Raw genomic sequence first — 18415 nt, 5'->3', positions numbered from 1 at the left:
GCCAGCCATCAGGTCGCCACCATCGACTTGACCGACCCCAAACCTGTCAGTCATGTCTCCGAACAGGTGTCCGCCATGTCCCCGGACTGAACAACGAGGCCCGGGATGACGGTGGTTAAAAAGCCTGGGGCGAACCCTCAGGCGCACTCGTCCAGCACGGGCTCCACCGTCGCCTCGTCCGGCGCCGGGAACGGGATCTTGAACGTGAAGGCCTGCGGCGTCGGGCCGTGGGCCTCCAGCAGGGCCAGCCTTTCCTTGGCTTCGTCGATGGTCGGGCGGTGGCCGGCCGGGACCCACCACAGGACCATGTAGAGGTCCATGTGCTCGAACCATTCGCGGCGGCGGCGCATGAACTGCACGTGACCGCTGCGATAGACATAGGCCCCCAGCGAGGGGATGTCGGTCCAGACCGACATGTTGATGGCGATCAGCGCGTCGTCGAACGGCTGCAGGTCGGTGGCGTTGTTGCCGTCGCCGGTCAGGCGCCAGACGAAGCCGGGCGAGGCCTCGGCCAGGGCGTTGATCGGGTCGAGATTGTCGGCGAAGTCCTTGATCATCGGGTGGTCGATGGGCGCGCGCAGGCGACCGATATTGACCTGGGCCAGGTGAAACTTCGCGCTCATGGGGATCCCTCCGTGTTCACCGAACATGGGGCGGCCAGGCCGGAGCGGAAGACGCCGCGCAAAGAAAAAGCGCCGCTCCCGGGGGAGGGCGCTTCGGATGCGACGGGGGACATGCGCATGCGCATGTCCCCGTCGTTGTCTCGACTTCGCCCTACGCGATCTCGACGCGGTAGCTTTCGATGACCGTGTTGGCCAGCAGTTTGTCGCACATGGCCTTGACCTCGGCCTCGGCCTTGGCGGCGTCGGTCTGCGTCAGGTCGAACTCGATGGTGCGGCCGACCCGCACGCCCGAGACGTCGGCCCAGCCCAGCCCGTGCAGGGCGGCTTCGACGGCCTTGCCCTGGACGTCGAGCACGCCGGGCTTGAGGAACACTTGAACCTTGGCTTTCATTTCGTCGTCCTGACCTTCTTCACCCTCTCCCATGGGGAGAGGGAGGGGCCCATGCGCAGCATGGGAGGGTGAGGGGGTGCGGGGCTTCCGGACAAGGCTTAACCCCTCATCCTCCCACGCGCCGAGCGGCGCGCGGGCCCCTCCTTCTCCCTCTGGGAGAAGGGGTTTAAGGCTAATGCACGCCGCCTTGGATGACGGTGGGCATTTCCTTCATGATGCCGAGGCGGCGGGCCACCTCGGTGTAGCTTTCGATGACATTGCCCAGGTCGCGGCGGAACCGGTCCTTGTCCATCTTCTCGTTGGTGGTCGAGTCCCACAGCCGGCAGCTGTCGGGGCTGATCTCGTCGGCCAGGATCACCCGGCTGAAGTCGCCTTCGTAGACGCGGCCGAACTCGATCTTGAAGTCCACCAGGGTGATGCCGACGCCGCTGAACAGGCCCGACAGATAGTCGTTCACCCGCAGGGCCATGGCCATCATGTCGTCGATCTCCTGGGTGGCGGCCCAGTTGAACGCGGTGATGTGCTCCTCGGAGACCATCGGGTCGCCCAGCTTGTCGTCCTTGTAGTAGAACTCGATGATCGAGCGCGGCAGCGGCGTGCCCTCGGCCAGACCCAGGCGGGTGGCGATCGAGCCGGCGGCGATGTTGCGCACCACCACCTCCAGCGGGATGATCTCGACTTCCTTGATCAGCTGCTCGCGCAGGCTGAGGCGGCGGATGAAGTGGTTCTGCACGCCGATGCCGTTCAGGCGAGTCATGATGTACTCGCTGATGCGGTTGTTGATCACGCCCTTGCCTTCGAGGACCGCCTTCTTCTGGGCGTTGAAGGCGGTGGCGTCGTCCTTGAAGTACTGGATGAGGGTGCCCGGCTCGGGGCCCTCATACAGGATCTTGGCCTTGCCTTCGTAGATCTTCTTGCGGCGGGTGGTCATGGCTCTCGTCGAGGCCCTTCTGGTTGCGGGCGCGCCCCTGTCCGGAAACCGGTCCGGAAAATCTCCGGAGAAACGAAAAGCGCGCGCGGCGGATAGCTGCGCGCGGCGTTCGACTCAAGGCCGCTCACGAAAAATGTCGTCCCGAAACTAGCTGAAGGCGGCCCCCGGCGCAAACAGCCCTAGCCGGATCGGCGGGATTGTGAGCGGATCGGTGACGCTGCGGCGTTGCTTCCGATTGCCCGGCGGCTCGCCAGAGGATATGCAGCCGGCTCAGAGACTATTGGGGCTTTCATGACCACCTTCGACGAACGCGAACAGGGTTTCGAACGCAAGTTCGCGCTGGAGCAGGAACAGGAATTCAAGGCGACCGCCCGCCGCAACCGTCTGCTGGGCGAATGGGCGGCCGAACTGATGGGCCTGGCGACGGTCGAGGAGTACGCCCGCGCCGTGGTGAAATCCGATTTCGAGCAGCCCGGCGACGAGGACGTGCTGCGCAAGGTCGCCGGCGACCTGAAGGGCTCGGGCGTCAATGTCGGCGAGGGCGAGGTCCGCCGGAAGATGGACGAGCTGCTGGCCCTGGCCCGCGGCCAGATCGCCGCCGGCGAATAGGATCGCCGCGGCCTTCCGCGAAATAATCTAACACCGCAGCAAGGCCCGGCCGCGACGCCCGTCGCCGCCGGGCCTTGTCGTTTGCGCGGTCGGACGGTTGAGTCGCGACGCTCACGGATCAAGTGCGCCTTTTGGTTGTTAGAAAACAAGACGACACGCAAAGGTTTTCTTGGGCGCCACCAGCGGCAGGATGTATCACACTCGCATAAGGCGATCCTGAAGGGTCGCTCAATGCCAGGAGGATGCATCATGGCCGACGATATCGGTACGCTTCACACCCAGAAGGCCGGCGACAAGATCGGGCTCTATTTCGTCAAGGCGGTGGTCGGCAATGTCGGCACGCCCGGCGCCCCGATCGTCAACCTGGCCCTCACCGTCCAGGCCGCCTCGGGCCATGTCAGCGGCATCGCCGAGGTCAACCAGGCGGTGTTGGGCGGCCATCACCGCTTCCCGGTCACCGGCCAGATCTACCAGACCGGTTTCGGCCCCAACCATCAGCTCGTCTCGTTGAGCGGCGAGTTCGTCTACAGCGTGCCGCCGCCCGCCATCGGTTCGTTCCTGGCCAAGTTCACGGCCGCCCTGACGGTCGACCAGGCCTGGAACGGCTCGGGCGGGTTCAACTATCTCAACACCCACGTCGAGCACGTGCCGGTCAAGCACGTCACCTGATACCGAGACCCTGAGCGAAGGCCCGCGCCGCGCGATGCGGCGCGGGCCTTTTCACGTCACCAGACCCGCGAGCGGGCTTCGGGCGGCAGGTAGTAGGTCTGCCCCGGCTTGACCCCGAAGGCGTCGTACCAGGCGTCGACATTGCGGGTGGGGCCCACCACGCGGAACGACGACGGCGCGTGCGGGTCCGACGCCATCTGTTGCTTGAGCGAGTCGGGGCGCGACTTGTCCTGCCACGACTGGGCGAAGGCCAGGAACAGGCGCTGGTCGCCCGTCAGCCCGCCGATCACCGGGACCGGCTTGCCGCCCAGCGAGGCGTGGTAGGCGTCCAGGGCCACCTGCAGGCCAGCCAGGTCGGCGATGTTCTCGCCCATGGTCAGCTTGCCGTTAATGTGGGCGCCGGGGACCGGCTCATAGGCGTCGTACTGCTTGCCCAGCACGTCGGCCTGGGCGTCGAAGCGCTTGGCGTCCTCGGCGGTCCACCAGTCGCGCAGCTTGCCGGTGGCGTCGATCTTGCGGCCCTGGTCGTCGAAGCCGTGGCTGATCTCGTGGCCGATCACCGCGCCGATCGCCCCGTAGTTCACCGCCGGATCGGCCGCCGGGTCGAAATAGGGCGCCTGCAGGATGCCGGCCGGGAAGACGATCTTGTTCTCCAGCCCGCCGTTGTAGGCGTTGACGGTCTGCGGGGTCATGCCCCACTTGCCGTGGTCGACCGGCTTGCCCAGGTCGCTCAGCGTATAGGCCCACTCGAAGCGCCGGCTGGCCGCGACATTGCCGTAGAGGTCATTGGCGTCCAGCTTCAGGCCCGAATAGTCGCGCCACTTGTCGGGATAGCCGACCATCACCTGCATCTTGCTCAGCTTGGTCAGGGCCTCGGCCTTGGTCGCCGGACTCATCCACGGGGCCTTCTCGATCCGCGCCGCCATGGCCGTCTTCAGGTTGGCGATCAGATCGACCATCTGGGCCTTGGAGCTGGGCGGGAAGTACTTGGCGACATAGGTCTGGCCGACCACCTCGCCCAGGCTGCCGTCGACCAGCTGCACGCCGCGCTTCCAGCGGGGCCGCAGGGTCGCCTGGCCGCTCAGGACCTTGGTGTACGCAAAGCGGCTGTCGACGAAGCGCTTGGACAGGTAGGGCGAGGTCTCGGCCACGATGTTGAAGGTCTGCCAGGCCTTCAGCGTCTCCAGCGGCGTCTCGTCATAGATCTTGGCGATGTCGCGCACCGCGGTCTTCTCGCCCAGCACCACCTTGGTCAGGCCCGGCATGCCGGCCGCGGCCAGGTAGGGCGTCCAGGGGAAGGGCGCGAAGGTCGCCAGCTCGGCCGCGGTGGCCGGGTTGTAGGTCTTGTCGATATCGCGGCGGTCGGCGACCGGCCAGCTGGCCTGGGCGATCTTGGTCTCGAAAGCCACGACGTCGGCGGCGCTCTTGGCCGGGTCCGGATAGCCGGCCATCTTCAGGGCCCGCTCGACGAAGGCGGTATAGGCCGCCAGCTGCGGCTTGAAGTCGTCGGTCAGGTAGTAGTCGCGGTCGGGCAGGCCCAGGCCCGCCTGGCCGATATAGAGGGTGTTGACCTCCGGGTTCTTGGCGTCCGGATAGATGTCCAGCGAGAAGACGCCGCTGCCGAACCCGCCCTGGGCCTGGCCCATGGCGACGGCGAAGTCGGCCTTGGACTTGATCGCGGCGATCCTGGCCAGGTCCGCTTTCAGCGGCTTGTCGTCGACCGCCTCGACCTTGGCCTCGTCGATGAAACTCTTATAGAGCGCGCCGATCGGTGTGGACGGATCGGCCGTCTCGATCAGGGTGCGCAGCTGGTCCTGCGAGCGGTTGTAGACGTCGTAGCCGACGCCGGCCGAGGCCTGGTCGTCGGGAATCTGGGTGCGCGCCGCCCAGGCGCCGTTGGCGTACTTGTCGAAGTCGGCGCCCGGCGACACCGATCGGTCGCCGGCGGTCAGGTCGACGCCCCAGTCGCCGTACATCGCCTTGGCGGGCGGATCGGCCGCCAGGGCTGCGGCGGGCAGGGTTGTTGACAGGGCGACCGCCGAAACGGCGGCCAGCAGGAACAGGCGCATAGGAAAGGTCTCCCCTCGAAGCCGGCGATGCTGCCCTAGTTCCGGGCGGGGCGCAGATGAAAATGCTGTAATGTCCCGCCGCCGTCGTGATTTGCCTTTTTGCACGACTTAGCTAACATGCTTAGCTAAGCGGAGGCCCCCCATGACCGTCGTCACCATCCACTACGCCAAGACCAACCTGTCGCGCCTGCTGGCCGAGGTCGAGGCTGGCGGCGAGGTCGTGATCGCCCGCGGCAAGACGCCGGTGGCGCGGTTGGTGCAGGAGCCGGTCGAAACGCCCAAGCCCAAGCGTCAGGCTGGGATGTGGAAGGGACGGGAAGGTTTCGGCCTCACGGAGAGCTTCTTCGATCCGCTGCCTGATGATGAACTCGCCCTGTGGAACGGCGAGGGCGATTGAGGCTGCTGCTGGACACGCACGCGCTGATCTGGTGGGGACACCAGGATCCGCGGCTTGGCGCTGCGGCGATGGCCGCCATCGCCGCCGAAGGCTCGACGGTCTTCGTCAGCGCCGCATCGGCCATGGAAATCACCACCAAGCACCGCATCGGCAAGCTCCCCGAGGCCGCCGTGCTGGCGGCGCGGTTCGAGAGCGAGATCGAAGCGCTGGGCTTCCATCCCTTGTCGGTGACCTTGACCCACGCCCGGTTCGCCGGTTCGCTGGCGATCCCTCACAAGGACCCCTTCGACCGGCTGCTGATCGCCCAGGCGATCGTCGAGGGCATGTTGCTGGTCTCGAACGAGGCGGTCTTTGACGGCTACGGCGTCAACCGGCTCTGGTAGGCAGGAAGGCCCGCAGCCCGTTCCAGAGCGCGGCCTTCTGCTCGAACGAGCGGGCGGCGTGGGCGGGGCTGGAGGAGGGCAGGGCCAAGGTGGCGACGCGGTCGCCGATCAGCCGCCCTCCCAGCTTCGCCGCCGTCCCGCCATTGAAGGCCACGGCGCGCAGGGCCGGCAGGCTGGCGACCAGGGCGACCAGGTCGTTGGCGGCCGGGTCGCGGATGGCGGCGTCGAGGCTGCCGGGCCGCTCGGCCTCGGCGATCACGTCCCATAGGCCCACGCCGCGCGACAGCAGGGCGGCCAGCCGCGCCTCATAGGCCAGTGCGACCAGCGGCGTGTCGAGCACGCCCTCCATCAGCCGCCAGAAGGCGTTCCGGGGGTTGCCGTAATACTGCCCCGCGGCCAGCGAGGCCTCGCCCGGCAGGCTGCCCAGGATCAGGACGCGGGTGCTTGCGTCGACGACGGGAGGAAAGCCGGACTTTCGGGTCATGCCGGATGTCCTGATTTCACGCGCTTTCACATTGGCGTCGTCATCCCGGGCCTTGTGCCCGGGACCCCTCTGTCCGCCGCAAGTGCGCAGGGGTGGCGCGGCCAGCGCGCCAAGGCGCTGCACATGCGGGCTGAACCAGGGGTCCCGGGCACAAGTGTTCAGTCCGGGGACATAGCTGACACCTCGGCCCCTGCTTCGCTAAGTCTAGCCAGCCCTTGGGCTGGTGACGTGGGGCATACACATTCGTGGACGACCTCGCCATATCGCCCGAAAATCCATAGACATACAGCTAGGGTCACCAATGTGCGACGCCTGTTGGAGCAATGGTTTGCTCGCAGAGAGGTGTCAGCTATGTCCCCGAACAAGTGTCAGCTATGTCCCCGGACTGAACAACAAGGCCCGGGATGACGATCATATAAGTTAGGAGCGAGGACCCCGTCAGCCCTGCTCGCCGAACACCCGCTTGAAGATCACGTCGACGTTCTTGGTGTGGTAGCCGTAGTCGAACAGCTCCTCGAGCTCGGCGTCCGACAGGGCCTTGCTGACCACCGGATCGGCCTTCAGGAAGTCGATGAACCGGCCCTCGCCGCGCCACACCTTCATCGAGTTGCCCTGCACGGCGGCATAGGCGTCCTCGCGCGACACGCCCTTCTGGGTCAGGGCCAGCATCACCCGTTGCGAAAACACCAGGCCGCCCAGCTTGTCCAGGTTCCTGGCCATGTTGTCGGGATAGATGTTGAAGCGCTCGATCACCCCGGCCAGGCGGCGCAGGGCGAAGTCCAGATGGATCGTCGCGTCCGGCCCGATGCCGCGCTCGACCGACGAGTGGCTGATGTCGCGCTCGTGCCAGAGGGCGACGTTCTCCAGGGCCGGGGTCACGGCCGAGCGGACCAGCCGGGCCAGGCCCGTCAGGTTCTCGGTCAGGATCGGGTTGCGCTTGTGGGGCATGGCCGAACTGCCCTTCTGCCCGACCTCGAACGGCTCTTCGGCCTCCAGCACCTCGGTGCGCTGCAGGTGGCGGATCTCGGTCGCCAGCCGCTCGACCGACGAGGCGACCACGCCCAGGGCGCAGAAATAGGCCGCGTGGCGGTCGCGCGGGATCACCTGGGTCGAGACCGGCTCGACCACCAGGCCCATCTTGTCGGCCACGTGCTGCTCGACGCGCGGATCGACATTGGCGAAGGTGCCCACCGCGCCCGAGATCGCGCAGGTGGCGATCTCGAACTTCGCCATCGCCAGGCGCTCCTTGGCGCGCTGGAACTCGGCATAATAGCCGGCCATTTTCAGGCCGAAGGTGATCGGTTCGGCGTGGATGCCGTGGCTGCGGCCCACGCACACCGTCATCTTGTGTTCCAGGGCCCGGCGCTTCAGGGCCGCCAGCAGCAGGTCGACGTCTTCGATCAGCAGGTCGGTGGCCTTGCTAAGCTGCACGGCGAAGCAGGTGTCCAGCACGTCGCTGCTGGTCATGCCCTGGTGCAGGAAGCGGGCTTCGGGGCCGACGATCTCCGACACGTGGGTCAGGAAGGCGATGACGTCGTGCTTGGTGACGCGCTCGATCTCGTCGATCCGGTCGCTGTCCCAGACCGCGTCGCGGCCCTTTTCCCAGATCGTCTGCGCGGCGAGCTTGGGGATCACCCCCAACTCGGCCATGGCGTCGGCGGCGTGGGCCTCGATCTCGAACCAGATCTTGTACTTGGTCTGGCTGGACCAGATGGCGGCGGCTTCGGGGCGGGAATAGCGGCTGATCATGAGGCGGGCGTTTGGTCCCGTCCGCCGGGGGAGTCAAGGGAAGGGGATTATTACTTGGGGTGAAGGCCCGAGCGTTTCCGCAAACGATCTTCCCTCCCCCTTGCGGGGAGGGTGGCCCGCGAAGCGGGTCGGGTGGGGAGCGGTGCAGGGTGTTGAGTGGGTTTGCTGGCTGACTCAGCAGGCCCCACCCGACCCTGGCGCTGCCAGGGCCACCCTCCCCACGAGGGGGAGGGAAGGAACTTGTGCTCGGCGTTCAGGAAGCAAAACTCCACGATTTCAACGCCCTGAACTTTCTCGACCCGATTTGATCCCCACCCTTCCAGACCGGCCGTATCCTGATCTCACCTGAAGGCACGGGAAGGGCGTCCGGCCGGCGACCGATGCGGCTTTCGGGGGTGGTCGAGCGGGAAGCGTTTGTCGGTGGTCTTCAGTGACAACCTTTCGCGACGGTCCTGGGCAGGTTCCCTGAAACATCGGGACGAAACCCAGGCGGCGAGGGATCGGCAAGCGCAACAGGCATGGGCTGAAATCGCCCATGCGATCCAGGGAACGCCAATTCCCTGCCCGTCGGGGGCCTCCATCGGAGCGGGTTAAAAATCCGCGACCCGAAGGCTTCCGGATAACGGTTCCACGCGAAGCGCCTGAACTTCGTCGAAACGGTACAAAACATCAAAGCTACTCCGGGCGAGGCCCGGGCGCTTCGCACCCTTCCCATCAGCTCAGCGGGCTTTCCGCGTGAGATCACACCCACTTGCCCCCACCTGACCGCTTCGCGGTCTGTCCGCCCCCATAGGGGGCGGAGCCGCACGGCGTCGACCTCAGGGCTCTTCCCCCTTTGGGGGAAGACGGTCGCGAAGCGACCCGTAGGGGGCAAGTGGACGTCTCAGGCCTGCGCCGCCGCTCGCTCCCGCATGTGCTTGACCATGCCGATCGCCGCCAGGGCGTAGTGCAGGGCGGCCCAGGCGTAGAAGCACAGCGAGACGATGATGCCCTGTTGGGTCGCCCGGGCCATGGCGCCGTGGCAGGCCTTGGCCAGGTCGGCGGGCGAGCCCTTGGGGGCCAGGCCGCCGGGGCACTGGGCGGTGAAGCTGGCCGCGCCGGGATCGGTGAACGAGCCGCCCAGGGCGTGGAAGATCGAGGAGGCTTCCGGATGGTTGAAATGGAACCGCGCCAGGTGGTCGATCAGCCAGCCGGTGAACACCGGCCCGCCGCCCAGGGCGATCAAATTGAGGAAGAAGAACAGCAGGGCCGTGGCCGTGGCCCGGCGGCGCGGCTCGACCGAGTTCTGGACCACGCCGAAGGTCGGGGCCAGGTAGGTATAGTGGAAGATGCCCGGGACCAGCAGGATCAGGGCGGTGGTCTGCCAGTGGGTCTGCAGATAGGCGGTGATGTAGATCGGGGTGCAGATCAGCAGGCCGATGGCCGGCACCAGGGCGTACCACTTGGCGCTGCGCTTGCCCGACCAGTCGGTCAGGAAGCCGCCGACCAGGGTGCCGACCCCGGCCGAGAAGCCGCCGATCAGGCCGACGATCAGGCCCACCTGGGCCAAGCCCAGCCCGTAGGTGCGGACGAAGTAGGGCGGTACGAACGCTCCGGAGCCGTACGAGCCGAACGAGGCGATGGTCACGCCCAGCATCATGTGCAGCACCGGCCACTTGCCGAACAGCACGGCCATGACGGCGCCCAGTTCCTTGAACTCGTTGACCAGCGAGAAGGGCGGCTTGGCCGGCTCGATGACCACATCCTCGGCCTCCAGCGGCCGTTCCTTGACCTCCGAATGGCCGCGCGGCGGCTCCTTGACGATCAGCTTGACCAGCACCGCCAGCAGGATGCCGGGCAGGCCGACGATCACGAATGCCACGCGCCAGCTGAACTCCTGGGCCAGCCAGCCGCCGGCCACCGCCCCGAACATCGTGCCCAGGGGAATGCCAAACGAATAGATCGACAGGGCCGAGGCGCGCTGCTTGGGCGCGTAATAGTCGCTGATCAGCGAGTGGCTGGGCGGCGAGCAGCCGGCCTCGCCGACCCCGACGCCGAAGCGGTAGAGGGCCAGCTGGGCGAAGCTGGCGGCGCTGCCGCACAGGGCCGTGAAGCCCGACCAGATGACCAGCGAGATCGAGATGATCGTCACCCGGTTCCAGCGCTCGGCCATCCGGGCGATGGGGATGCCCAGCAGCGTGTAGAGCAGGGCGAAGTACAGGCCGCCCAGCAGGCCCAGCTGGGTGTCGGTCAGCTTGAGGTCGACCTTGATGGCCTGGCCGATGGTGGCGATGATTGTGCGGTCGATGAAGTTGAAGGTGTAGGTGGCCAGCAGCAGCCCCAGCACCGCGGCCTTGTAGCCCTTCGAATACAGCGGCTGTGCGCCGGCTTGCGACAATGGCGGCTTCGCGCCGGCTTGCGAAACTGGCGGCATCGCGCCGCCCGGCGTCTTCGCCTGCGCCATCCTGGGCCTCTCCCTTCAAACATTTGTTCTAATCGTTGGGCCGACTGTAGACGTAACGGAAGCGCCAAGGCCAGAGGGGAAATCGCGGCGGTTTGGCGGCGCGTTGATGAACGCTGGACAACGAGGGCGCCCAGGTCCGTTCAGGCGCGAAGGTCTTCAATGGACCCATGGCCGCGACAGACGGTCTTGCAGGAGGTCCGCCATGCACGCCTTGCCCCGCCCACGTCCCGCGCCGGTCGCCCGGTCCGCCGAGATCGTTCCGTTCGAGGAGCTGAACCGCGCCCGAACGCTCCGCGCCCTGGGCCGCGACCCCGGCCCGCCCGCCGAACCGCACCCTTGGGCCTATGTCTTTCCGCGACCGCCGGTCGGCTAAAGCGACCCCGCGGCGATCCCTGGCGTTGTCGCGGGCGAGCGGTCGGGCTAAGCCCTGGCCAACGCTCGCTCGCCCAATGGCCGCTCGCCAAGGAGATTCGCCATGGAACTCGTCGTCGGCACCAAGAAGTGGTCCACCTGGTCGCTGCGTCCCTGGCTGGCGCTGAAGCGCACCGGGCAGCCGTTCAAGGAGACCGTGGTCGAGTTGCGCCAGGCCGGGACCTCCGAGACCGAGATCGCCAGGCATTCGCCCAGCCATTTGGTGCCGGTGCTCAAGGACGGCGACCTGGCGATCTGGGATTCCCTGGCGATCTGCGAATACCTGGCCGAGACGTTCCCGGCCGCCAAGCTGTGGCCCGACGACGCCGCCTTGCGGGCCCTGGGCCGGTCGGCGGCGGCCGAGATGCATTCGGGCTTCACCTCGCTGCGCGGCGAATGCCCGATGGCGCTGGAGGAAACGCCGCGGGTCGTGGCGATCTCCGAGGCCACCCAGAAGGACGTGCGCAAGATCGTCGAGCGCTGGAATCAGCTGCTCAAGCGCTCCGGCGGACCGTTCCTGCTGGGCGACTGGTCGATCGCCGACGCCTTCTACACCCCGGTGGCGACCCGGTTCCGCACCTATGGCGTCCACCTGTCGGACTACGGCGACACCGGTCCGGCCGGCGCCTATGCCGAGCGCCTGCTGGAAACGCCGGAGTTCCTGGCCTGGGAAGCCGACAGTCTAGCCTGAACTCAGTCCTGCGCCGGGAACATCGCGAAATAGGGCTCGGCCTCCTGCAGCACCCGCGCGAACGACGGGCGGGCCAGCAGGCGGTCGAGATAGGCCGAGACGACGGGATGGGCCTCGCCCAGCGGCGCCACCTTGTTGGCGTAGAACAGGGCCGGGGCCGCCGCGCAGTCGGCCAGGCTGAACGCCTCGCCCGTCGCCCAGGTCCGCCCCGCCAGCTGGGTCTCCAGCAGGTCGTAGGCCATGGCCAGCTGCGAGCGGGCGTGGGCGACACCGTGCGGGTCCTTGGCGTCGGCCGGCCGGATCCGGTCGCCGACGATCTTCTGCATCGACTCCTGGACATAGTTGTCGAACAGGCGGTCCAGCAGCCGCACCCGCAGGGCGGCCTCCGGTTCGTCCGGGATGAACCGAACCGGACCGGGATAGGCCGCCTGCAGATATTCGATGATGATCGAGGTTTCCGGAACCGCGCGGTCGCGAGCCTTGTCGACCAGCAGCGGCATCTTGGCCGTCGGCCAAAGCGCCTTGAACGCGGCGACCACCGCGGGGTCGCTCAGGTCGACCAGATGGGCCTCGAACGGCGTGTCGTTCTCGTAGAGGGCGATCAGCACCTTCCAGCAGTACGAGGCCAGCGGGTGCATGTGCAGCGTCAGGGACATGGGATCTCCGGGGATCGGGTCGGGGACACGCCCTTGGACGTGCCCCCGGTCATTGGCGCGGGTGGGGCGTCAGGCGTCTTCGCCCTGGCGCTCCAGCTCGGCCGCCAGCTTTTCGTACAGGTCGCGGCACCCGGCCTCGCGCTGGGCGGGGATGTCGTAGCCGTCCAGGAACGCGCCCTGTTCGGTGTAGGTCAGGCGCGTGCCCTTGCCCTCGGGCTTCAGCTCGATCGTGGCGACCGACACCGAGATGCGGTTTCCGTCGATGTCCATGGCGTAGGCGCTGATGATCCGCTGGTCCGGGACGATGTCCCAGTAGGTGGTCTCGTTGAGGATGGTCATCTTGCCGTCGGGGCTGAAGCGACCGTGCTCCTGGCCGCCGACCCGGAAGTCGTAGGTATATTCGGCCACCGGCCAGCCCTCGGACTTCACGAACCAGCGGTCGCGCGCCTCGGAATTGGAGAACGCCTTGAACACCCGGGCCGGCGAGGCGTCATAGACTCGGTTGATGACGAAGGTGGCGTGGACGACGGAGCGTTCGGTCATGGTCGTATCCTCTTGCGTGTGTTGAAGGTCAGTCTTCTTCGTCGCCGGTCGTGGCGCGCAGATACTCCCCCAGGCGGTCGAGCTTGCGTTCCATGAGCACGCGGCGTTCGTTGATCCAGGTCTCGGCGGCGCTGAGCGCCTCCGGTTCCAGGCGGCAGGTCCGCACCCGTCCGACCTTCTCCGAGCGGATCAGGCCGCTGCCCTCCAGCAGCTGCAGGTGCTGCATCACCGAGGGCAGGGACATGGCCAGGGGCTGGGCCAGTTCGCTGACCGAGGCCGGGCCGGCGCAGAGCCGCTCGACGATGCTGCGTCGGCTGGGATCGGCCAGCGCCTGGAACATCAGGTCGAGCGAGGGTTGTTGGTTAGTCATGTGCCTAAGTATCGTCAGGCCGTGCCCGCGTCAACGGATAGTTTGGCATTTGCCTAAGTATTCTGGTCCACCCGACGAAAAACGCCCCGGACGCAAGGTCCGGGGCGTTCGACGCGAGCCTAGCCCGCCAACCGACAGGGGAGGGATCGGGACGGCGGGCCGCTCGACCCTAGAACCGCGTGGACAGGGTGACGAACCCTTGGCGCGGCGGGATCGGGAAGGTCGAGTAGCTGCCGGCCGGCTGCGAGACGGTGACGTTCAGGTCGCCCTTCTTCTGGCCGAGATTGGTGATGTTGGCGCTGAGCTTCAGGTTGTCGATCGGCCAGTTGGCCGGCGTCTGGAAGTCGTAGCTGACCTGCAGGCTCAGCAACATGTAGCTGTCGACCTTCAGGTCGTTGGTGTAGGTCGCGAAGCGCTCGCCGACATAGTCGCCGATCAGCTGGGCCTCGAACGCGCCGAAATTGGCGCTGGCCACGAACTTGTTCATCCATTCGGGGCTGCCGGGAACCTTCTTGCCGGCGATGTGTACGACCGTCGGGGTCACCACGCCGCCGACCGTGGTCGAGCCGCTGGTATAGTCGTCCTGATAGACCGAGCGGTTGTAGGAGACCGCGTCGTAGAACGAGAAGTGGTCGCCCAGCTGCAGGGTCAGGGCCAGGTCGACGCCATCGGTCTTCACCGCGCCGACGTTCTGGACGATGGCCGCGCCGCCGATGATCGAGATCGCCGCCGCCGATGGGGCCACGCCCAGCAGGCGGTTGCTGAAGTCGGTGTGATAGACGCTCAGCTGGCCGTCGATCCCGGTGATCGGGCCCAGGGCGATCTCGCGCTTGCCCCGCACCCCGGCCTCGTAGGTCCAGGCGGTTTCAGGTTCGGCGGTCCGCTTGAACTGATCGAAGGCCGCCTGGCTGCCCAGGCTGAACGGCGACAGGCCGCCGCCGCCATAGGTCTGGAAGTGGCGCAGGTTCTTCTGGACGTTGACGAAGGCTTCCACGCCGCCGTCCAGGGTCCAGACCGCGCCCAGCTGCGGCAGGAACCAATCCTTGGTCTTGATATTGCCCACCGGCAGGCCGGTGGAGTTGACCAGAGAGCCGACGATCGGCTGCACCGGCACCGCGCCCGTGGCGTCCTGCACGCTGCTCTTGAAGCCGCCCTGCAGCACCAGGTTCTCGCGGATGCGCCACTGGTCCTGGACGTAGAACTGGTAGACCTTGTTGTCGATCTCGCTGCCGTACTGGGTGATCAGCCAGCCGGTCGGCACGTCGTAGGGCGTGGTCGGGTGGTTGATGTCGAACGGGTACCAGCGGCGATAGGCCGACGACTTGTTGTGCTCGTACCAGAAGCCGGCCTCGATCTGGTGGTCGCCGACCGTGGCGTTCAGGGTCGAGATCCCGCCCAGGCGGTCGATCTGGTACTCGGTGGTGCGGGTGGCGTAGCCCGAATTGCCGAACACCTTCTTCAGGTCCTGGCCCGGGAAGTAGAAGTTGAACAAGGCCGGAAGGCCGGCGACCCGGATCGGGCCGGCGACGATGCCGCGGCCATGGTCGTCGTGATAATAGACCTGGTTGGACCAGGTGACGTTGTCGGACAGCTTGGCGTCGTACTTCAGGTAACTCAGATAGTCGGTGCGCTGGGCGGCGCTGAAATAGTTGCGGTAGTTCTCGCCTTCCGAGGCGGGGTAGTTGCCGGCGGCGTCCAGATAGTCCAGCGCCGCGTGGAAATCGGGATAGAAGAACGGCCGAGTGTAGGGCTGGTAGCTGTCATAGGGTTTGCCGGCGCGGCCCGGGATATAGCGGGTGGTGCCGTCCTCGTTCGGCTCGATCTTGTCGGAATAGGACAGGTAGAAGGTCAGCTTGCCGGCCTCGCCGTCGCGCACATATTTCAGGTTGGCCTGGTCGCCGCCCTGGTGGCCGCGGAAGTCCCAGGCCCGGGCGTCCTGGTGGGCGTAGGCGAAGTAGGCGGTATTGTTGCCGCCGAACGTGCCGGTGTCGACGCGTAGGAAGGTGCGGGTGGTGGCGTAGCTGCCGACCGTCTCGTTCAGTTGGCCGCCGAACTGGGCGCGCGGGTCGCTGGTGAAGGTCTCGACGGCGCCGCCGAGATTGCTGGTCGAGGCGGTGCCCAGCGAGCCGGCGCCGGACGACAGGATGACCTTGCCGACCGCTTCGCTGATCACCGCGCGCTGTGGCGACAGGCCGTTGTAGTTGCCGTAGCTCTGGTCGCCCAGCGGCACGCCGTCCAGGGTGTAGCCCAGCTGCTGGCCGTTGAAGCCGTGGATGAACAGCGAAGTGTTCTGCTCGTTGTTGCCCCACGGATCGGCGGTGACGTACAGCACGCCCGGCAGGGTCTGGATGGCTTTCAGCGGCGACAGGCCGGGCAGGATCTTCTGCATTTCCGAACCGCTGAGCTGCACGGCCGAGCGGGTGGTCGACAGGCTGGTGACCAGCAGCTGGTCGACGGCGTCGGCGGGTTCGGCGGCCGGCTCGACCGCGGCTGGGGGCGGGGCGTCCGCCGCCTGGGCGACCGAAGCGATCGCCAGCACGCCGAGCGCGCTCGCCGCCAGCAGGACGTGGCGAGCAGATTTGATGAGCATGGAACCCTCCGACCTCCGCCCTTGGCGGGCGTTTCAAGGTCCGGGGTGTTAGGGCAAGCCTGCGACGCTTCGGCGAGGGTTTGGCGACGGGTTCGTGACGGCGCCTCAGCGCGCCGCCGGATGGGCCTTTTTCCAGACGGCGTAGGCGTCCAGCGCCTTTTTTGGGCTGGTGTTGAACCAGGCGTAGCCATTTCGGCGCTCCAGGCTCAGCTCGTTGACGTCGTCATGGAGGGTCTTGTCGCGGTCGCCGAACACCGGGGTGTTGGTGGCCCGGGCGTAGTAGCGGGCCCAGAGCGGGCCGGCTCCGGGCTTCGGCGTCAGGCGGCGGCCGCCCTCGGTGTCGCGGCCGCCGGTCCAGGCCTGGTTGTAGAGGGCGTGGGCGGCCAGGTAGTCGGCGCCGGCGCGCACCGCCGCCACCAGGTCCGGCGACGGGTTCGGCAGGCTCATCAGATAGAGCAGCAGGTCGGCGCTTTCCTCGGTCGAGAGTTCGGCCGGTTCGAAGTTGCGGCCCGCGACCGGCTTCAGGGTCAGGGCGTCGTGCTGCTGGGCCCAGATCGTGCGCTTGCCGTCGACGACGACCTGGGTGGCCAGGACGCAGGCCACCGCGCGGTCGGCCGCCGAGGCGGCCTGCCTGCGCAGGTCGGCCGGGGCGAAGGCGTAGTCGCCCTGGCCGTTGGCCACGTCGGTCAGCAGCTCGGCGGCTTCGGTGACGGCGTCGTCGTTATAGGTGATGGCGTCGTGATAGCCGCCCTCCAACGGCCAGACCTGAGGCCAGCCGCCGTTCGGAAACTGGGCCGCCAGCAGGTAGCGCACGCCGCGCAGGAAGCTGGCTCGCCAAGCCTCGCCCGCCGGACCCGGCGTCTGTCCGGCGACCCGGGCCAGGAAGCGCAGCTCGGTGATGGTGGCGTCGTTGTCCAGCGTGCCGACATAGTTCCAGCGCGGGTCGCGCGGCGTGTCGAAGTCGCCTTCGCCCAGGTGCTTGGAGACGTTGTCGGCGGCGTAGGGCTGCCCCGGCTGGCGCAGGGCGCCGGTGCGCGGCTGGTTCTTGCTCCAGCCGCCGGCCGGGGTCTGGAAGCTGACGATGACGTCGGCGATGTGGCGGGCCTCCGGCGTGGCGTACCAGGCCGCGTCGCGGTCAAGCGGCATGGCCTTGCGACCGCCGGGACCTTCCGCGGGCGGCGGCGGCGCGGGCTGGCCCGGCTTCAGCTCGGCGGCCAGGGCGGCGCGGTCGGCCAGGTTCTGCCTTTCGGAGCGCGTCAGATAGGCTTTCCAGACGGCGCGTTCCTGCACGGGCAGGGCGTCGATCCGCGCGGCGGTGATCGCCTGGGCGGGCGTGTTGGTCCCGATCACGGCGGCGTGGCTGGCGCCGCACAGCAGGACGACGCCGAGGACGAGGGTGGCGGGAAAGGGGCGGAAGGTCATGCGCGGCGTCCGATATTCGGCCGAGCTCGACCGTATGCGGAACGTCCGTCCAAAGGCGCCGGAACGCACCCCATTTTTCGGTCCAGCGACAGTCGAGTTTACGGATGGCCCCGAACCGGCTTTCATCGGACCGCATGGGAGGGACGCAATGGCTGCGCCAGACGCGACGACGCTCTTGGCCGATGATTTCGCCGATCCGCTGGTCGCTCGGATCGCCGCGTTTTTGCGTTCGATCGGGATCCCGGTCGAGGGCGCCACGCTGGAGGACGGGACCTTCCTGCCAGGCATAGCGGTGGTGGACGGCGGCTTGCGGGTCGACGCCTCCCGCCTGGACTGGCCCGGCGACCTGCTGCATGAGGCCGGGCATGTCGCCTGCGGTGATCCCGCGCGCCGGGAGGGCGTGTCCGACGATCCCGGCGAGGAGATGGCGGCCCTGGCCTGGTCCTTCGCCGCCGCGACCCACCTGGGTTTGGACCCGTCAGTGCCGTTCCACGAGGGCGGCTATCGCGGCGAAGGCGCGTCGCTGGCCGAGACTTTCAGCCGAGGCGGCTATGTCGGGGTCCCGATGCTGGCGATGTGGGGCCTGACCCATGAACCGCATCGGGCCAAGGCGGCAGGCGCGCCGCCCTATCCGCATATGCTGGCCTGGCGACGAACCTAGGGTAGGTGCGGGGTGACCCGGGCCTTGAGCAGGATCACCAACGCCGGATCCATGAAGGCGTAGTCATCGGGGATGTTCAGGCAGATCACCCGGCCCTTGATGTGCCGCTTGAAGCGCTTGGACAGCTTGTTGCGATGGGCGCGCTCCATCACGAAGATCAGGTCCGCCCATTCGACGAGTTCCCCGGTCAGGGGCTCTTCCGCGTCGTGGTTGGTTCCGGCCGAGGTCGCCTCGATCCCGGGCCAGGTCGAAAAGACCTGTTCGGCGGTGGGGCTGCGCAGCTTGTTCTGGCTGCAGACGAACAGCACCTTCTTCACGCGAAG

At 67.4% G+C, this 18415-nt stretch carries 20 protein-coding genes; 7 read left to right on the top strand and 13 right to left on the bottom strand.

All coding sequences use genetic code 11. The annotated features are described in order from the left end of the window. Positions 1 to 137 precede the first annotated feature (137 nt). The 3 genes from J2X41_RS15275 to purC all read right to left on the bottom strand — a co-directional run bounded on the left by J2X41_RS15275 (position 138) and on the right by purC (position 1945). The gene (locus J2X41_RS15275; protein ID WP_310082860.1) at positions 138 to 623 is read right to left on the bottom strand and encodes a DUF3291 domain-containing protein; all 486 of its coding nucleotides are present in this window, start codon (positions 621 to 623) and stop codon (positions 138 to 140) included. 151 nt (positions 624 to 774) lie between these two features. After that, entirely contained in the window at positions 775 to 1014 is a 240-nt protein-coding gene (purS, locus tag J2X41_RS15270) for a phosphoribosylformylglycinamidine synthase subunit PurS (RefSeq protein ID WP_056756332.1), read from the bottom strand. 172 nt (positions 1015 to 1186) lie between these two features. Beyond that, positions 1187 to 1945, bottom strand: a complete 759-nt coding sequence (gene purC, locus J2X41_RS15265) for a phosphoribosylaminoimidazolesuccinocarboxamide synthase (RefSeq protein ID WP_028040001.1) — start codon at positions 1943 to 1945, stop codon at positions 1187 to 1189. Positions 1946 to 2236: 291 nt separating this feature from the next. Here purC and J2X41_RS15260 point away from each other — a divergent pair, with 291 nt between their 5' ends. Then, on the top strand, positions 2237 to 2554 hold the full coding sequence (locus tag J2X41_RS15260; protein ID WP_028040000.1) for a DUF1476 domain-containing protein: 318 nt from the start codon (positions 2237 to 2239) through the stop codon (positions 2552 to 2554). Positions 2555 to 2803: 249 nt separating this feature from the next. Next, positions 2804 to 3223: a DUF1842 domain-containing protein gene (locus J2X41_RS15255; protein WP_310082859.1), complete on the top strand. Its 420-nt coding sequence runs from the start codon at positions 2804 to 2806 to the stop codon at positions 3221 to 3223. A gap of 56 nt (positions 3224 to 3279) precedes the next feature. On the opposite strand, the gene J2X41_RS15250 is transcribed toward J2X41_RS15255, so the two are convergent. Beyond that, a complete protein-coding gene (locus J2X41_RS15250) occupies positions 3280 to 5292 on the bottom strand; it encodes a M13 family metallopeptidase (RefSeq protein WP_310082858.1) in 2013 nt (670 codons plus the stop codon). 142 nt (positions 5293 to 5434) lie between these two features. On the opposite strand from J2X41_RS15250, the gene J2X41_RS15245 reads away from it, so the two are divergent. Further along, positions 5435 to 5689, top strand: coding sequence for a type II toxin-antitoxin system Phd/YefM family antitoxin (locus J2X41_RS15245; RefSeq protein WP_310082857.1), 255 nt, complete (start codon positions 5435 to 5437; stop codon positions 5687 to 5689). Beyond that, positions 5686 to 6072, top strand: a complete 387-nt coding sequence (locus J2X41_RS15240) for a type II toxin-antitoxin system VapC family toxin (RefSeq protein ID WP_310082856.1) — start codon at positions 5686 to 5688, stop codon at positions 6070 to 6072. Before J2X41_RS15245 ends, J2X41_RS15240 begins: the two co-directional genes overlap by 4 nt. Here the strand turns inward: J2X41_RS15240 and J2X41_RS15235 are convergent. The 3 genes from J2X41_RS15235 to J2X41_RS15225 form a co-directional block, all read right to left on the bottom strand. Further along, on the bottom strand, positions 6056 to 6556 hold the full coding sequence (locus J2X41_RS15235) for a DNA-deoxyinosine glycosylase (protein WP_310082855.1): 501 nt from the start codon (positions 6554 to 6556) through the stop codon (positions 6056 to 6058). The two genes, J2X41_RS15240 and J2X41_RS15235, sit on opposite strands and share 17 nt — an antisense overlap. A gap of 438 nt (positions 6557 to 6994) precedes the next feature. Continuing rightward, positions 6995 to 8305 (bottom strand): adenylosuccinate lyase, encoded by a 1311-nt coding sequence (purB, locus tag J2X41_RS15230; RefSeq protein WP_310082854.1) that lies wholly within the window; start codon positions 8303 to 8305, stop codon positions 6995 to 6997. Positions 8306 to 9188: 883 nt separating this feature from the next. Continuing rightward, positions 9189 to 10718: an MFS transporter gene (locus J2X41_RS15225; protein ID WP_310082874.1), complete on the bottom strand. Its 1530-nt coding sequence runs from the start codon at positions 10716 to 10718 to the stop codon at positions 9189 to 9191. A 232-nt stretch (positions 10719 to 10950) separates the two neighbouring features. On the opposite strand from J2X41_RS15225, the gene J2X41_RS15220 reads away from it, so the two are divergent. Beyond that, positions 10951 to 11121: a hypothetical protein gene (locus J2X41_RS15220; RefSeq protein WP_310082853.1), complete on the top strand. Its 171-nt coding sequence runs from the start codon at positions 10951 to 10953 to the stop codon at positions 11119 to 11121. A 102-nt stretch (positions 11122 to 11223) separates the two neighbouring features. Further along, positions 11224 to 11850, top strand: a complete 627-nt coding sequence (locus J2X41_RS15215) for a glutathione S-transferase family protein (protein WP_310082852.1) — start codon at positions 11224 to 11226, stop codon at positions 11848 to 11850. Between the two features lie 2 nt (positions 11851 to 11852). Here the strand turns inward: J2X41_RS15215 and J2X41_RS15210 are convergent, their stop codons facing one another. The 5 genes from J2X41_RS15210 to pelA form a co-directional block, all read right to left on the bottom strand. After that, positions 11853 to 12506: a glutathione S-transferase family protein gene (locus J2X41_RS15210; protein ID WP_310082851.1), complete on the bottom strand. Its 654-nt coding sequence runs from the start codon at positions 12504 to 12506 to the stop codon at positions 11853 to 11855. Positions 12507 to 12575: 69 nt separating this feature from the next. After that, complete coding sequence (locus tag J2X41_RS15205) at positions 12576 to 13049, bottom strand: SRPBCC family protein (RefSeq protein WP_310082850.1); 474 nt, start codon at positions 13047 to 13049, stop codon at positions 12576 to 12578. 28 nt (positions 13050 to 13077) lie between these two features. After that, entirely contained in the window at positions 13078 to 13419 is a 342-nt protein-coding gene (locus J2X41_RS15200) for a metalloregulator ArsR/SmtB family transcription factor (RefSeq protein ID WP_310082849.1), read from the bottom strand. A gap of 169 nt (positions 13420 to 13588) precedes the next feature. Further along, the gene (locus tag J2X41_RS15195; protein ID WP_310082848.1) at positions 13589 to 16009 is read right to left on the bottom strand and encodes a TonB-dependent receptor domain-containing protein; all 2421 of its coding nucleotides are present in this window, start codon (positions 16007 to 16009) and stop codon (positions 13589 to 13591) included. A gap of 105 nt (positions 16010 to 16114) precedes the next feature. Next, positions 16115 to 17431: a pectate lyase gene (pelA, locus tag J2X41_RS15190; protein WP_310082847.1), complete on the bottom strand. Its 1317-nt coding sequence runs from the start codon at positions 17429 to 17431 to the stop codon at positions 16115 to 16117. Between the two features lie 148 nt (positions 17432 to 17579). On the opposite strand from pelA, the gene J2X41_RS15185 reads away from it, so the two are divergent. Beyond that, positions 17580 to 18092 (top strand): hypothetical protein, encoded by a 513-nt coding sequence (locus J2X41_RS15185; protein ID WP_310082846.1) that lies wholly within the window; start codon positions 17580 to 17582, stop codon positions 18090 to 18092. On the opposite strand, the gene J2X41_RS15180 is transcribed toward J2X41_RS15185, so the two are convergent. Next, a complete protein-coding gene (locus tag J2X41_RS15180) occupies positions 18089 to 18409 on the bottom strand; it encodes a low molecular weight protein tyrosine phosphatase family protein (RefSeq protein ID WP_310082845.1) in 321 nt (106 codons plus the stop codon). The genes J2X41_RS15185 and J2X41_RS15180 overlap by 4 nt on opposite strands. Between the last annotated feature and the right edge of the window lie 6 nt (positions 18410 to 18415).

It is taken from the genome of Caulobacter sp. BE254 (assembly GCF_031457295.1).
In the GTDB taxonomy this organism is placed as follows: domain Bacteria; phylum Pseudomonadota; class Alphaproteobacteria; order Caulobacterales; family Caulobacteraceae; genus Caulobacter.
The sequence above is the reverse complement of the archived record's forward strand: the minus strand, read 5'-3'. Positions and strand labels throughout refer to the sequence as shown.